Genomic DNA, 14,740 nt, shown 5'->3' with positions numbered 1-14,740 from the left:
ATGACGAGGCTCGCATCGGCATAAAGGTCTCGCGCACAGCGTTCTCTTTTGCGACTCTAGGGAGAACATGACGACACGTGATCACTTGCTCAGCACCCGCGCCGAGGCTTTGTCCGACGGCTCCGACACCGATCCTCGCTACGACGAGGCCGGCTTCCTGATCGACGACGTCGACGGTGAGCAGCTCGACCGACAGGAGCGTGCCGCGCTCCGACGCGTCGAGGGACTGTCCACCGAGCTCGAGGACGTCACCGAGGTCGAGTACCGCCAGCTCCGCCTGGAGCGGGTCGTGCTGGCCGGCGTCTGGACCGACGGCACCGCAGAGGAGGCCGAGAACTCCCTGCGTGAGCTGTCCGCTCTTGCCGAGACGGCCGGTTCGACCGTGCTGGCCGGTGTGCTCCAGCGGCGCAGCCGTCCCGACCCCGGCACCTGGATGGGCTCCGGTAAGGCCCAGGAGCTGCGCGACATCGTGATCGACGAGGGCGCGGACACGGTCATCGCCGACACCGAGCTCGCTCCGAGCCAGCGCCGCGCGCTGGAGGATGTCGTCAAGGTCAAGGTGATCGACCGGACGGCCCTGATTCTCGACATCTTCGCCCAGCACGCCAAGTCCAAGGAGGGCAAGGCTCAGGTCGAGCTGGCCCAGCTCAGCTACCTGCTCCCGCGGTTGCGTGGTTGGGGTGAGTCGATGTCCCGGCAGGCCGGTGGTCAGGCCGCAGGCGGCCAGGGCATGGGTTCGCGTGGTCCTGGTGAGACCAAGATCGAGCTCGACCGGCGACGGATCAACAGTCGAATGGCCAAGCTGCGCAAGGAGATTGCGCAGATGAAGACCTCTCGCGACACCAAGCGCCACAGCCGCAAGGCACACCATGTGCCGAGCGTTGCCATCGCCGGTTACACCAACGCTGGCAAGTCCTCGCTGCTCAACCGTCTGACCGGTGCAGGTGTGCTCGTCGAGAACCAGCTGTTCGCCACCCTCGACCCGACCGTGCGTCGGTCGGAGACCACGGACGGCCGACTGTTCACGCTGACCGACACGGTGGGCTTCGTCGCCAACCTGCCGCATCAGCTGATCGAGGCGTTCCGTTCGACCTTGGAAGAGGTCGGCGACGCCGATCTCGTCCTGCACGTGGTCGACGGCAGTCACCCCGACCCCGAGTCACAGATCAGCGCCGTCCGCGCGGTCATGGCGGAGGTCGGCGGCGACGCGGTCAAGGAAGTCATCGTCGTCAACAAGGCCGACCTGGCCCTGCCCGACGTCGTGGACCGGCTGCTCCGTGCCGAGAAGCACAGCATCGCGGTGTCCGCTCGCACCGGCGAGGGCTTCGAGCAGCTCCAGGAGCTGATCGCCCGCGAGCTGCCGCGGCCTGACATCCAGGTCGAGGTTGTGCTCCCGTACGACCGCGGTGACCTGCTCAGCCGGCTGCACGACGAGGGCGAGATCCTCAGCACCGAGCACCAGGACGAGGGCACCCTGGTGCATGCCAAGGTGACGCCGACCCTGCAGGCCGACCTGGCGTCGTACGCCGTCAGCTGAGCCGTCGCGGATCGAGGGCGTGCTTGCCGTGCGTCCGAGAGGCCTTGAGCTCCTCAAGGACTGCAGGCCCCGCTGACAGGGGATGGATCTGCGGTGTGCCGGGCTGATAGACACCCTGCGTGATCAGCTGCTCGAGCTCCTCGAGCAGAGCACGATAGATCGCGGGTGCCGTCGCGGCGAGCGCCCCGATGTGCAGGCCCTTGAGCTGCACCTGATGGCGGAAGACGAGGTCGTCGGTCGTGACGGCGGCATCACCGGACGCGGCGCCGAAGACGACGACGCGTCCGGTGAACGCCTTCGTCACCGAGAGGCTTGTCTCGAACGTCGTCCGCCCGACCGACTCCAGGACGAGGTCGACGCCACCCGTGAGCCGCATGATCTCCTCGGTCAGATCAGGACGCGCGGGATCCACGACGTGATGGGCGCCGAGGGCGGTGACGACCGGATGCTTGTGCGTGGAGGCGGTCGCGATGACCGTTGCGCCGTAGTGGCGTGCCAGCCGGACCGCCGCCTGACCGACGCCGCCAGCAGCGGCATGGACGAGCACCACCTCACCGGGTGTCACGGCGCCGAGCGGTCGCAGAGCCGCCAGCGCGGTTCCCCAGTTCAGGACGAGACCCAGAGCCTCCGTCTCGGACCAGCCCGCAGGAATGGGCAGCGCACCGGCCGCTGGCATCACCATGTACTCCGCGAACGCACCGGGTCCGGCACCGATGACGAGAGTGCCGATGGGTAGTGCGTCCTGGACCTCCGGACCGACGCCGACGATCTGACCGGCTGCCTCGAAGCCCGCGACGTACGGTGGGCGCGGGCCACCGGCGTAGGTCCCGTGGGTCTGCATGACGTCGGCGAAGTTCACACCCGCTGCGCCGACCCTGATGAGGTACTCCCGGGGTCCCACCTCAGGACGAGGCTGATCGGCCGTCAGGACGAGGTCCAGTGGGCCACGCGTCGAGCCCTGGACGAGGGCGTACATCTGCGGTTTCGCGGCACGGGTCCGGTTGTCGTTCTCCATGCCCGGGACCGTACGAGCCTCACACTGATGTCAAGGTCAAGTCCGGTGACACTCGACGTCGTCCGCGGCACACAGGTATTGCTCGAGCGCCGCGTGCTGAGTCGTGAGAGCAGCGATGCGTGCGGCCAGCCGATCGCGATAGGCCTCGACCTCTTGACGGATCTCAGCGCGCGCGGCGAGCTCGGCGCCGGCCGGATCGAGGGGGTTGCGGGGCAGGGCACCTTTGATGAGGCGCACGGGCAGGCCTGACTCCAGCAGCGACCGAATGACGACCACGCGATCGAGTGTGGTGGTGCAGTAGTCGCGATACCCGTTGGCGCAACGTCCCGGGACGATGAGACCCATGTCCTCGTAGAACCGCAGCGACCGCGGGCTCACACCGCTGGCATGAGCAGCCTGACCGATTTTCACTACTCGTCCAACGCGCATCCTCGGCGTGATCTTCCTGGTCAGCGAACGCAACGTACCGGGTGAAGAGCCTCCGGAAGCTCGACGATGCCGTCGCTGGCGAGGAAGTGTCCTGCTCCAGCGACGAGGTGAGCCTGTACGCCGAGACGTGCGGCGAGTCGATCGGTGTGCTCGACCGGCACGTACGGGTCGGCGTCGGAGCGCAGCACGACGATCCGGTCGATGTGCGCAGCCAACGCGCTGACCTCGAGGCCGTCGGCGATGAATGCGTCGAGCTCTGGAAGGGCAGGAAGCGGTTCGAGGAAGCCAGCAACGAGGATGAGAGTGCCGAGTGTCCAGTCGCCGTGCAGGTCTGCCAGATACCGAAGTGTGGTGACGCACCCGAGACTGTGGGCGACGAGAATCGTGTCGTGGTCAACTGATTCGAGCGTCGAGGCCACAGTCTCGGCCCATCGATCGGCGTTCGGCTGTGCCGGGTCGGGCAGCTCGGGGACGTTCGTGGAGACGCCGATGGCTTCGAACTCGTCGGCGAGCCAGGCGAACCAGTGGTCGTTCGGCGTCGCCGCGTACCCATGGATGATCGTCGCGCGTCGTGCGGTTGTCCTGTTCACGGCGGCGACGCTAGAGGTTGACGCTGGTGTGAAGGTCAAGGGATTGAGAGGTGCAGTGTGCTGATCGGTGAGCTGGCGACGGTGACGGGAGTCAGCCCCCGTGCATTGCGCCACTACGAGGACCGCGGCCTCCTGCAGCCGCATCGCACGAGCGCGGGATATCGCGAGTTCGAAGCGAGGGATGTCGTCCGCGTCGGCCAGATCCAAGCCATGATCAGCGCCGGGCTCGGGACCACGGTCATCGGCCGCTACCTTGAGTGTGCCCGGCTGGGCGAGGAGCGAACGTATCTCGAGATGTGTCCCGATCTTCGCGCAGAGCTGGACCAGCTCGTCGAGCGCTTCGATCGGGAGCAGGTCGCACTCGATGAGCAACGGCGCGCGCTGACCCTGATCGTCGATCCGATCAATAGAGTGCCGTTCTGTGAGCGAACCTGCTGACCACCTGACCGCTGAGCACGCCCGCCTGGCCGAGTCGCCGGGCGACCTCGACCCCTGGAGACTGTGGGGACCGTACGTCTCCGGTCGCCAGTGGGGGACCGTCCGGGAGGACTACTCCGCGGACGGCAACGCCTGGGAGTCCTTCCCGTTCGACCACGCGCACACCCGCGCCTACCGCTGGGGCGAGGACGGGATCGCGGGGCTGACCGACCGCTACGGCTTCCTCAACGTCGCGGTCGCGATGTGGAACGGTCAGGACGACCGGCTCAAGGAGCGGCTGTTCGGGCTCACCAACGCCCAGGGCAACCACGGCGAGGACGCCAAGGAGTACTGGTGGCACCTCGACGCCACGCCGACCCACTCGTACGCGCAGTACCTCTACCGCTACCCGCAGGCGGCCTTTCCTTACCAGCAGCTGGTCGAGGAGAACGGCCGCCGCGGCTTCGGCGACGACGAGCTTGAGCTCGCCGACACCGGCATCCTCGACGGCAACCGGTTCTTCGACGTGACGGTCACGCACGCCAAGGCCAACCCGTACGACGTCGTCGTCCGTCTCGAGGCCACCAACCACGGTCCTGATGCGGCTCCGTTGGACCTGCTCCCGCACGTGTGGTTCCGCAACACCTGGAGCTGGGGTCGGGACGACCGGCGACCCACGATCCGTGCGGTCGAGGGCGGGGTGGAGATCGAGCACGACTGGCTCGGTCACTACCGGATGAGCGCGAGCGACGGCGCACGAGTTCTGTTGTGCGACAACGAGACCAACGTGTCCGCGACGTTCGGGGTCGAGGGGGAGGATCCGGCTCACCCGAAGGACGCCATCAATCGCGCGGTGGTCCACGGGGACGAGTCGTTGCTCGCCACCCACGTCGGGACGAAGGCGGCGTTCTGGTGGCACTACGACGCGGTGCAGCCGGGCGAGACCGTGACGGTCACGCTCCGCCTCACCCGCGACGACCAGGGCGACGCCGGCCTCGATGGAGCCGACGAGATCGTGAGCGGCCGACAAGCGGATGCCGACGCTTTCTACGCCACGGTCGTACCCGCTGATGTCTCAGACGAGGACCGGACGGTCGCTCGCCGTGCCTTCGCCGGGCTGCTGTGGTGCAAGCAGCTGTTCCGCTACGACATCCGGCAGTGGCTGGAGGGCGACCCGGCACAGCCGCCGCCACCGCCCGAGCGCCTGGCCGCCCAGCCCAAGGGCCGCAACACGGAGTGGCAGACGCTCTCGCTGGCGGACATCATCTCGATGCCCGACGAGTGGGAGTACCCGTGGTTCGCGTCGTGGGACCTGGCGTTCCACTGCGTCGCGCTCGCACACGTCGACCCGGCGTTCGCGAAGGAACAGCTCGTCCTGATGTGCCGCGAGTGGGCGATGCACCCCAACGGCCAGCTGCCGGCGTACGAGTGGAACTTCTCCGACGTCAACCCGCCGGTTCACGCCTGGGCGGTCTGGCGGGTCTACCAGCTCGACGGCGCTCAGGACAACGACTTCCTGATCCGGGTCTTCAGCAAGCTGATGCTCAACTTCGGCTGGTGGGTCAACCGCAAGGACTCCGACGGCTCCAACCTCTTCGAGGGCGGCTTCCTCGGGATGGACAACGTCGGCCCGTTCGACCGGTCGCAGCCACTGCCCGACGGGCACCGGCTGGAGCAGTCGGACGCGACCAGCTGGATGGCGTTCTTCTGCCTCAACATGCTGCGCATCGCGTGGGAGCTCGCGCGTGTCGACCGAGCCTGGGACGAAGCCGCGACGAAGTTCCTGGAGCACTTCCTGTCGATCGCTGAGGCGATGGAATCCTTTGGTACCAACAACATCTCGCTCTGGAACGACGAGGACGGATTCTTCTACGACGCAGTTGTGGACGACGACGGCTCTGGCTCGCAGGTGCCGGTCCGCTCCATGGTCGGGCTGCTGCCGCTGATGGCTGTCGCCGTCGAGCCGGACTGGGTGCCGCAGGAGCTGCCGGACTACACCTCGCGCATGCAATGGCTGCTCAAGCGGCGTCCTGAGCTGACCGACGCGGTCGTGCACAGCGAGTACGACGGCCAGCCGGACACCACGCTCTCGCTCCTCACCCCGGAGCGCCTCACGCGCATCCTCACCCGCATGCTGGATGAGCGAGAGTTCCTGTCTCCCTATGGGATTCGCTCGTTGTCTGCCATCTATCGGGACGGCATCAACATCGACCTGGAAGGTTCGTCGCTCCCAATCGCGTACGCACCGGGGGAGGCGCAGAGTGGTCTGTTCGGTGGCAACTCGAACTGGCGCGGGCCGGTCTGGTTCCCCGTCAACGTCCTGCTGACCGACGCCTTGCGGACCTACGCGACGGATCTCGGACGCGAGCTCGAGATCGAGTACCCCACGGGCTCCGGCAACCACGTGCCGCTGCGGGAGATCGTCACCGACCTCGAGCAGCGTCTCGTCCGGATGTTCCGGGCGGGCGAGGACGGTCGTCGACCGGGCGACCCACGCCATGTGCCGACCGGAGACCTGTGGCAGGCGCACCCGACGTTCAGCGAGTACTTCCACGGTGACACCGGTGCGGGCCTCGGCGCCTCGCACCAGACCGGGTGGACGGCCATGGTGGCCCACCTGATCTGCCACCCCGCTGAGCACGAGTGATCCGGGTTGTCCCCAGGACCGCGCCACCGGCGTACGACGACGCCCGCTCCCGCCTAGGCTGAGGCAATGCCTTCTGCCGTTCCGCTCGAGTCCCTGCTGCATCGCGCCGTCGAAGGTGTCGGCGGCAGCGAGCGGCCTGGCCAGAGCCAGATGGCCCAGGCTGTGGCGGACGCGGTGAAGTCCGGTGACCATCTGCTCGTCCAGGCCGGCACCGGCACGGGCAAGTCCCTGGCCTACCTCGTGCCCGCGGTGCAGCACGCCTTCGAGACAGGCAAGCCCGCGATCGTGGCGACCGCCACGCTTGCGCTGCAGGCCCAGGTGGTCGACCGCGACATGCCCCGGGTCGCCGAGGCGCTGCAGACCGCGTTGGGGCGGCGGCCGTCGTACGCGCTGGTCAAGGGCCGTCGCAACTACCTGTGCAAGAACAAGCTGGCGGGCGGCTACCCCGACGACGAGGAGGACGGCCTCCTGTCCGTGGGCGACGTCGACCGCGCCGCCGGACGGCTCGGTCAGGAGATCACCCGGCTGCGCGAGTGGGCCGACGAGACCGAGTCCGGCGACCGGGACGAGCTGGTTCCGGGTGTCTCCGAGCGCGCCTGGCGACAGGTCTCGGTGTCGGCTCACGAGTGCCTCGGCCAGAAGTGCCCGATGGTGGGGGAGTGCTTCGTCGAGCAGGCGCGCAGTGCGGCCAAGGACGTCGACGTCGTCGTGACCAACCACTCGTTCATGGCCATCGACTCGTTCGAGGGCCGTCAGATGCTGCCAGACCACGACCTTCTCGTGGTCGACGAGGCGCACGAGCTGGTCGACCGTGTCACGTCCACGATCACTGACGAGATGACGCAGGGCATGGTCACGGCTGCCGCCAAAAGGGTTGGCAGACTAGGCGATACGACACAGCTCACCGACGCCGGTGAGTTCCTCGGGCAGATCATGGCGGGTTTGGCCGAGGGCCGGCTGATGGGCGTGCCCGACACGCTCGCGCTCGCTCTCACCCGGGTGCGCGACGCGGCCCGGGGCGTGCAGACCGACATCAAGCCGCCTACTCCGGCCGACAACGACGGTGCCCGTCAGGTGGCGCGCGCGGCGGTCGATGAGATCTTCGACAACGCCGAGCGGCTCCTGGAGGAGCGCGATCTCGATGTCGCGTGGGTCTCGATCGACCCGCGGCGCGGCCCGATCCTGCGCGTCGCGCCGATGAGCGTGGCCATGCTGCTGCGCGACAAGATCTTCGGCGATCGCACCGTCGTGATGACGTCCGCCACCCTTGAGCTCGGCGGGTCCTTCGACGCGGTGGCCGGCCAGCTCGGCCTGCGCGGCGAGGGCGGTCCGTCGTGGACCGGCCTGGATGTGGGCTCACCGTTCGACTACCCGAGCCAGGCGATCGCCTACGTCGCGCAGCACCTCCCGCCGCCTGGGCGAGACGGCACGTCGCCCCAGTCGTTCGACGAGATCGAGACCTTGGTACGCGCTGCAGGCGGCCGCACGCTCGGCCTGTTCTCCTCGACACGTGCTGCTAAGGCGGCCGCCGAGGAGATGCGGCAGCGGCTCGGTGACGACATCCCCGTGCTCTGCCAGGGCGATGACCAGACCGCGACGCTGGTGCGCCAGTTCGCCTCCGACGCGCGCACCTGCCTGTTCGGGACGATGTCGCTGTGGCAGGGCGTCGACGTGCCCGGCTCGGCGTGCCAGTTGGTCATCATCGACCGCATCCCGTTCCCCCGACCGGATGACCCGCTGGCCTCCGCTCGCTCACAGGCGATCGCGCGGATGGGCGGCAACGGGTTCATGGCCGTGTCGGCGACCCACGCGGCACTCCGGCTGGCTCAGGGAGCCGGACGTCTCGTACGCCGGTCCTCCGATCGTGGGGTCGTCGCCTTCCTCGACTCCCGGATGATCACGGCCCGCTACGCGGGCTTCCTGCAGAAGTCGTTGCCACCGTTCTGGCCGACCACGGACCGCGCGCTGGTGCTGCAGGCACTGAAGCGGCTCGATGAGACAGCGCCCGATGTGGTGCCCGTCGACCTGCCCGCCCTGCGCGGTGTGAAGGGGGCTCGCAGCGACGCGACCATGGCGACACCAGAGCCGGCGCCAGCGCCGGCTCCCGCACCCGCACCCGCGCCGGCTCCCGCACTCACAGCGGAGCCGGAGCCGGAGCCGGCACCGGAGGAACCTCAGGTGGCGGGTCGAACGTGGTCCACGGAGGACGACGAGGAGCTCCGCGATGCGGCGGACATGGGCCTCACCGTCGCCGAGCTGGCCGACCACCTCGACCAGTCGCCCGAGGAGGTCACAGCTCGCGCGGCAAGCCTCGGCGTACGACTGGAGCTGGATGTGAGCTAGCCCGGTCTGGGGTCCTTGCAAAACGCGGCGTTCGTCGTAGTCTCTGTGGTATCGGCCGGGGCCGAGGGGGAAACATGGGACTGATGGATGCGCTGCGCCACATGGCGCGGGCGATCGTGATGGGTGAGGCGTCGGGGCAGTCCGTGCCCGAGCGCCGCGAGGACGGCTGACGGTCGTGCGTTGCGCTCGACGGTCACCTCAACCGGCCGTCGATGTGCTCCGTCAGCATCGACATACACCGATCGAACTCCTGCTCCAGGTCGATCCCACTGCGCGCCGCGATCACGAGCACCGACCAGAGGCAGTCGGCCAGCTCGTGGCCGAGCAGGTCCCGGTGGTCCTCGATGTCGCGGGTTCCGGCGTCGGCCATGACCAGCTTCGCGAGGTCGCCGACATCACCGACGAAGCCGAGCGCCAGCTGTTCAGTCGTCCACGCGCGCCCGCGCTCTTGAAGGTTGAGCCTGTCGTAGAGGTCCGCCACGCCGACAGCGCGGCGTATCAGCTGTTCGAGATCCATGCTCCTATCCTCGCGAGTAGCGGCGGCTGGGGGCACCCATGAGACGGCGTATGGCGACAGAGGGTCTTGTCCTGCTGTCATTCGGCGCGGTGCTGGGCGTGCTGGTCCGGTTCTTCGGTCCGGAGCACACCGGGGAGCGCGCCCTGGCCGAGACGCTCGCCGCCCACCGGCCGCACTGGGTCGGACAGACCGGCGCCGTCCTCGACTTCACCTTGGGCCCACCGGGCGGTCTGGTGAGCGTGCTCATCGTCTCCACGGCCGCGCTCGGTCTGGGGTCGCACCGCATCTGTTTGACCGGCGTGGCCGTCTTCTTCACGGGTTGGCTCGCCGTGACGGTCGCCAAGGTGATCTTCGAACGACCCAGTCCGACGAGCGCCGACCTGCACGCCCTCGCCCCGCTGAACGGCGTGGACAGGTTCCCGAGTGGGCATGTCGCCATCGCCACCTCCCTGACAGCCGCCGCCTACACGGTGATGTCCATGAGCGGCCGCCGTCGATGGCCGGCCCTGGCGATCGGCGTACCCGTCGTGATGATCGTCGCGGCGAGCCGGATGATCGTGGGCGCCGACTACCTGGCCAACGTGGTCGCGGCGCCGTTCTTCGCCGTTGGCGCCGTGCTGCTCATGCTGGCGGCGGTGCGCAGCAAGAGCTACGAGACTTCCCTCGAACGCGACCGTCAGCAGCGGATGGCACTCTTGGGCGCGTGAGCGTCCCTCCCTTCGTCCTGATCTCCGGCCCCGAGCACGTGCTCGCCGAGCGCGCCTTGACCAGCACGTTGGATGCCGTCCGCGAGCAGGACCCCGAGGCCGAGGTCATCCGGCTCGAGGGTGCTGCGTACGAACCCGGCGCCTTGCAGGTCCACGTGAGCCCGAGCCTGTTCGGTGGCAGCAAGGTCGTCGTGGTGCGTGACCTGGACGAGGGGACCGACGCCCTCATCGAGGATCTGCTGACGATCCTGGCCCAGGGCAGCGACGCCGTCGTGATCGTCACCCACAAGTCCGGCAACCGGGGCAAGAAGGCGCTCGATGCCCTCAAGAAGGCGCGGGCGCGCGTCATCGAGGCGCCCGCCATCAAGTCCGATCGCGACAAGAGCGCCTTCGTCAGCAACGAGTTCCGCAGCAACGGCCGCAAGATCGCGCCCGAGGCGGTGCGGGCGCTCCTGGAGGCCGTCGGCAAGGACCTGAGCGAGCTGGCCCAGGCGTGTCAGCAGCTCATGGACGACACGACCGGGCTCATCGACGCATCGACCGTGGAGCGCTACCACGGTGGCAAGGTCGAGGCGACCGGCTTCCGGGTCGCTGACGCGGCCGTCGCCGGCGACACCGCGGAGGCCTTGCGGCTGCTGCGGCACGCGTTGGCGGCCGGTCTCGACCCGGTGCCGATCGTGGCCGTGCTCGCCAGCCAGCTGCGCCAGGTGGCGCGGGTCGCGAGCGCCGGCCGTGGCCGTTCGGCCGACCTGGCCAAGCAGCTGAGCATGGCGCCCTGGCAGATCGACCGAGCACGCGCGGCTGCTCGTGGCTGGGACGGTGACCGCCTCGGTCGCGCCATCCAGGCCGTCGCGGCGGCTGACTTCGAGGTCAAGGGTGGCGGCCGCGACCCGGTCTACGCCGTGGAGCGCGCCATCCTCGACATCACTCGCGAGCGTGCGGGAGAAGCAGGGGCTGCCTCGGCCTGAGCCGCCCGTTTTGGTCAGGGCGCCGCGCCGCTGGTAGATTTGCCCCTTGCGTGCGCGCTCTGGTCGTGCGCGCACGTCAGCACCACCACACACGCGGTTCTTCGCCGGGTGTCCCCACGCCCCATCCCGAACCGCGTCTGTCGCCCTCATGACAGAGCCAGTCCGACCAAGAAGAGAGTTTTCGTGGCAAACATCAAGTCGCAGATGAAGCGGATCAAGACCAACGCGATCCGCACCGAGCGCAACAAGGCCCACAAGTCCGAGCTGCGCACCTGGATCCGCAAGTTCCGCGAGGCTGCGGACGCCGGTGACAAGGCGACGGCCGAGACCGCGCTGCAGACGGCTTCCCAGAAGCTGGACAAGGCCGTCACCAAGGGCGTCATTCACAAGAACCAGGCCGCCAACAAGAAGTCGGCTATGGCCAAGAAGCTCAGCAGCCTCTCCTGACCGAGAGCACGATCACGGCCGCTGCCCTCGGGCGGCGGCCTTTTCGTTGCCCTCCGGAAGGTGCGGCGCGGCGTCGCCCTGCAGCGGTCATATCGGGCTGCGCTAGGCTTGAAAGATGAAGCAGCTGCTGCTCCTTATTCAGCCGCGTTGATCTAGTCGGACATCAACGCGGCCAACCCCTCCATGTGAGGGGTTCTTTCATGTCACGAGTCCGGGGCGGCACTGCTACTTCAAGCACGAGGGACACACATGGCTGAGCAAGAGCACCAGCACCGCTACACCGCCGCGCTGGCCGGCGAGATCGAGCGACGCTGGCAGGACCGGTGGGAGCAGGACGCCACCTTCGAGGCGCCCAATCCGGCCGGTCCGTGGGCGGACCCGGATGCGGTCGCAGGGCGCCAGAAGTTCATGGTCCAGGACATGTTCCCTTACCCCAGCGGCGCGGGTCTGCACGTCGGCCACCCGCTGCCGTTCGTCGCCACGGACGTCTGCGCGCGCTACCAGCGCACGACCGGCAAGAACGTCCTCTACACGCAGGGCTTCGACGCCTTCGGCCTGCCGGCGGAGCAGCACGCGGTCCAGACCGGACAGCACCCGCGCAAGACGACCGAGGACAACATCGTCACCTTCACGCGGCAGCTGCGTCAGCTGGGTCTGTCGCACGACAAGCGCCGCAAGGTCGCCACCATCGACCCCGGGTTCTACCGCTGGACGCAGTGGATCTTCCTGCAGATCTTCAATGCCTGGTACGACGAGTCCGCGGGCAAGGCGCGGCCCATCGCCGAGCTGCTGATGGCGTACGAGAAGGGCTCGGTCGCGACTCCCGACGGGCGTCCGTGGGCAGACCTGAGCGACGCCGAGCGGCGGGAGGCCGTCGACAGCCGGCGCCTGGCGTACAAGAAGGAGGTCCCGGTCAACTGGGCTCCTGGTCTGGGCACGGTCGTGGCCAACGAGGAGGTCACCAACGAGGGGCTGACCGAGCGCGGAGACATGCCGGTCTTCCAGCGCAACCTGTCCCAGTGGATGATGCGCATCACCGCCTATGCCGACCGGCTGACCGATGACCTGGACCGGGTCGACTGGACCGAGTCCATCAAGCTCATGCAGCGCAACTGGATCGGCCGCTCGCACGGCGCCTCGATCACGTTCGCCGTCGAAGGTTCCGACGCGGGCATCGAGGTCTTCACGACCCGACCCGACACGATCTTCGGTGCGACGTTCATGGTGCTGGCGCCCGAGCACCCCCTGGTTGCGGCCGTGATGCCGGATGCCTGGCCCGAGGGCACCAAGGACGCGTGGACGGATGGCGCGCCCGACCCCAAAACGGCCGTGACGGCGTACCAGCGTGCGGCCATGCGCAAGAGTGACCTCGAGCGCCAGACGGATGACAAGGCCAAGACGGGCGTCTTCACCGGTGTGTTTGCGACGAATCCTGTGACAGGAGAACGCGTTCCGGTCTTCATCGCCGACTACGTGATGATGGGCTATGGCACCGGCGCGATCATGGCCGTGCCGGGCGAGGACCCGCGAGACTGGGACTACGCCAACAAGTACGACCTGCCTTACCTCCGTACGGTGCAGCCGACCGAGGGCCACGACGAGGACGCCGCGTTCACCGGCGCCGGCCCGATCATCAACTCCTCCAATGAGCGAATCTCGTTGGACGGCAAGGAGATCGAGGACGCGAAGGACGCAGTCATCGCGCTCCTGGAGGCCGATGGTGTCGGTCGGGGCACGGTCACCTACAAGCTGCGCGACTGGCTGTTCAGCCGGCAGCGCTACTGGGGCGAGCCGTTCCCGATCGTCTACGACGAGGCCGGCGTGGCGCACGCGCTGCCGGACTCGATGCTGCCGGTGGAGCTGCCTGAGGTCGCCGACTACTCCCCGAAGACGTACGAGCCCGATGACGCGAACGCGCGACCCGAGTCACCGCTGTCGCGTGCGGAGGAGTGGGTCGAGGTCGAGATGGACCTGGGGGACGGCCCGCAGACCTACCGCCGCGAGACCGACACGATGCCCAACTGGGCCGGATCCTGTTGGTACGAACTGCGATACACCGACCCGGCCAACACCGAGCGGTTCGTGGACCCCGAGGTCGAGCACTACTGGATGGGCAAGCAGCAGGGCAGCGGCGCTGGCGTCGCCGACGATCCGGGGGGCGTCGACCTCTACGTCGGCGGACCCGAGCACGCGGTGCTGCACCTGCTCTACGCCCGTTTCTGGCACAAGGTGCTCTACGACCTGGGTCACGTGTCCTCGGAGGAGCCGTTCCGCCGGCTGTTCATTCACGGCTACGTGCAGGCGTACGCCTTCCGCGACCACCGTGGGCAGCCGGTGCCGGCCGCTGAGGTGGAGGAAGTCGCCGGCCCGGACGGGACGACGTACACCTGGCAGGGCAAGCCCGTCGCCCGTGAGTACGGCAAGATGGGTAAGTCGCTCAAGAACGTCGTGACGCCCGATGAGATGGCCGACGAGTACGGCGCGGACACATTCCGGGTCTACGAGATGTCGATGGGTCCGCTGGACCAGTCGCGGCCATGGGAGACGCGCGCGATCGTCGGATCTCAGCGCTTCCTGCAGCGGCTGTGGCGCAACGTGGTCGATGAGGAGACCGGCGAGGTCCGGGTGGTCGATGACGCGCCCGACGACGCGCTGAATCGCTTGCTGCACAAGACCATTGACGGTGTCCGGGCCGACTACGAAGGCCTCCAGTTCAACACGACCGTCGCCAAGCTGATCGAGCTCAACAACGCGGTCACCAAGGCGGAGGTGCCTTCGCGCGCGGTCATGGAGCCGCTGGTGCAGATGGTCGCACCGCTGGCTCCGCACATCGCCGAAGAACTCTGGTCACGGCTGGGTCACGCCGACTCGCTGACGTTCGAGCCATTCCCGACAGCCGACCCGGCCCTGCTCGTCGACGACACCGTCACGTGTGTCGTGCAGGTCCAGGGCAAGGTGCGCGACCGCCTTGAGGTCTCTCCGTCGATCACGGAGCAGGACCTGGAGCGGCTGGCTCGCGAGAGTCAGAAGGTGCTGGACTTCTTGGGAGACAAGCAGATTCGCAAGGTCATCGTGCGCGCGCCCAAGCTGGTCAATATCGTCGCCGGCTGAAGGGCGTGCTGA

12 protein-coding genes are annotated in these 14,740 nt (G+C 68.1%); 8 read left to right on the top strand and 4 right to left on the bottom strand.

Annotated elements, in window-relative coordinates:
• Window positions 1-67 precede the first annotated feature (67 nt).
• Entirely contained in the window at window positions 68-1,537 is a 1,470-nt protein-coding gene (hflX, locus tag VV02_RS17735) for a GTPase HflX (protein WP_052593631.1), read from the top strand.
• On the opposite strand, the gene VV02_RS17730 is transcribed toward hflX, so the two are convergent.
• From VV02_RS17730 to VV02_RS17720, 3 genes are read right to left on the bottom strand one after another with little or no spacing between them, the layout of a single operon-like run.
• On the bottom strand, window positions 1,530-2,552 hold the full coding sequence (locus VV02_RS17730; protein WP_052593629.1) for a zinc-binding dehydrogenase: 1,023 nt from the start codon (window positions 2,550-2,552) through the stop codon (window positions 1,530-1,532). The two genes, hflX and VV02_RS17730, sit on opposite strands and share 8 nt — an antisense overlap.
• Before the next feature lie 36 nt (window positions 2,553-2,588).
• A complete protein-coding gene (locus tag VV02_RS17725; protein ID WP_083450256.1) occupies window positions 2,589-2,981 on the bottom strand; it encodes a MerR family transcriptional regulator in 393 nt (130 codons plus the stop codon).
• Window positions 2,982-3,001: 20 nt separating this feature from the next.
• The gene (locus VV02_RS17720; protein WP_052593627.1) at window positions 3,002-3,571 is read right to left on the bottom strand and encodes an RBBP9/YdeN family alpha/beta hydrolase; all 570 of its coding nucleotides are present in this window, start codon (window positions 3,569-3,571) and stop codon (window positions 3,002-3,004) included.
• Between the two features lie 57 nt (window positions 3,572-3,628).
• On the opposite strand from VV02_RS17720, the gene VV02_RS17715 reads away from it, so the two are divergent.
• From VV02_RS17715 to VV02_RS17705, 3 genes are all read left to right on the top strand, one after another.
• Complete coding sequence (locus VV02_RS17715) at window positions 3,629-4,009, top strand: MerR family transcriptional regulator (protein ID WP_052593625.1); 381 nt, start codon at window positions 3,629-3,631, stop codon at window positions 4,007-4,009.
• Entirely contained in the window at window positions 3,993-6,635 is a 2,643-nt protein-coding gene (locus tag VV02_RS17710) for an MGH1-like glycoside hydrolase domain-containing protein (RefSeq protein ID WP_052593623.1), read from the top strand. The genes VV02_RS17715 and VV02_RS17710 overlap by 17 nt, the downstream gene beginning before the upstream one ends.
• A gap of 66 nt (window positions 6,636-6,701) precedes the next feature.
• Window positions 6,702-8,978 (top strand): ATP-dependent DNA helicase, encoded by a 2,277-nt coding sequence (locus VV02_RS17705; protein ID WP_052593621.1) that lies wholly within the window; start codon window positions 6,702-6,704, stop codon window positions 8,976-8,978.
• Window positions 8,979-9,171: 193 nt separating this feature from the next.
• Here VV02_RS17705 and VV02_RS17700 read toward each other — a convergent pair whose 3' ends face one another.
• Entirely contained in the window at window positions 9,172-9,495 is a 324-nt protein-coding gene (locus tag VV02_RS17700; RefSeq protein WP_052593618.1) for a nucleoside triphosphate pyrophosphohydrolase family protein, read from the bottom strand.
• Window positions 9,496-9,545: 50 nt separating this feature from the next.
• Here VV02_RS17700 and VV02_RS27205 point away from each other — a divergent pair, with 50 nt between their 5' ends.
• The 4 genes from VV02_RS27205 (at window position 9,546) to leuS (ending at window position 14,728) form a co-directional block, all read left to right on the top strand.
• Window positions 9,546-10,202, top strand: coding sequence for a phosphatase PAP2 family protein (locus VV02_RS27205; protein ID WP_052593616.1), 657 nt, complete (start codon window positions 9,546-9,548; stop codon window positions 10,200-10,202).
• Complete coding sequence (gene holA / locus VV02_RS17690) at window positions 10,199-11,170, top strand: DNA polymerase III subunit delta (RefSeq protein WP_052593614.1); 972 nt, start codon at window positions 10,199-10,201, stop codon at window positions 11,168-11,170. Before VV02_RS27205 ends, holA begins: the two co-directional genes overlap by 4 nt.
• A 183-nt stretch (window positions 11,171-11,353) precedes the next feature.
• A complete protein-coding gene (rpsT, locus tag VV02_RS17685) occupies window positions 11,354-11,617 on the top strand; it encodes a 30S ribosomal protein S20 (protein WP_052593612.1) in 264 nt (87 codons plus the stop codon).
• A gap of 249 nt (window positions 11,618-11,866) precedes the next feature.
• Window positions 11,867-14,728, top strand: coding sequence for a leucine--tRNA ligase (gene leuS, locus VV02_RS17680; protein ID WP_052593610.1), 2,862 nt, complete (start codon window positions 11,867-11,869; stop codon window positions 14,726-14,728).
• Window positions 14,729-14,740: the final 12 nt, after the last annotated feature.

The sequence above is a fragment of the Luteipulveratus mongoliensis genome (genome assembly GCF_001190945.1).
GTDB classification, from domain to species: domain Bacteria; phylum Actinomycetota; class Actinomycetes; order Actinomycetales; family Dermatophilaceae; genus Luteipulveratus; species Luteipulveratus mongoliensis.
This window is presented reverse-complemented; position numbering and strand designations above follow the sequence as displayed.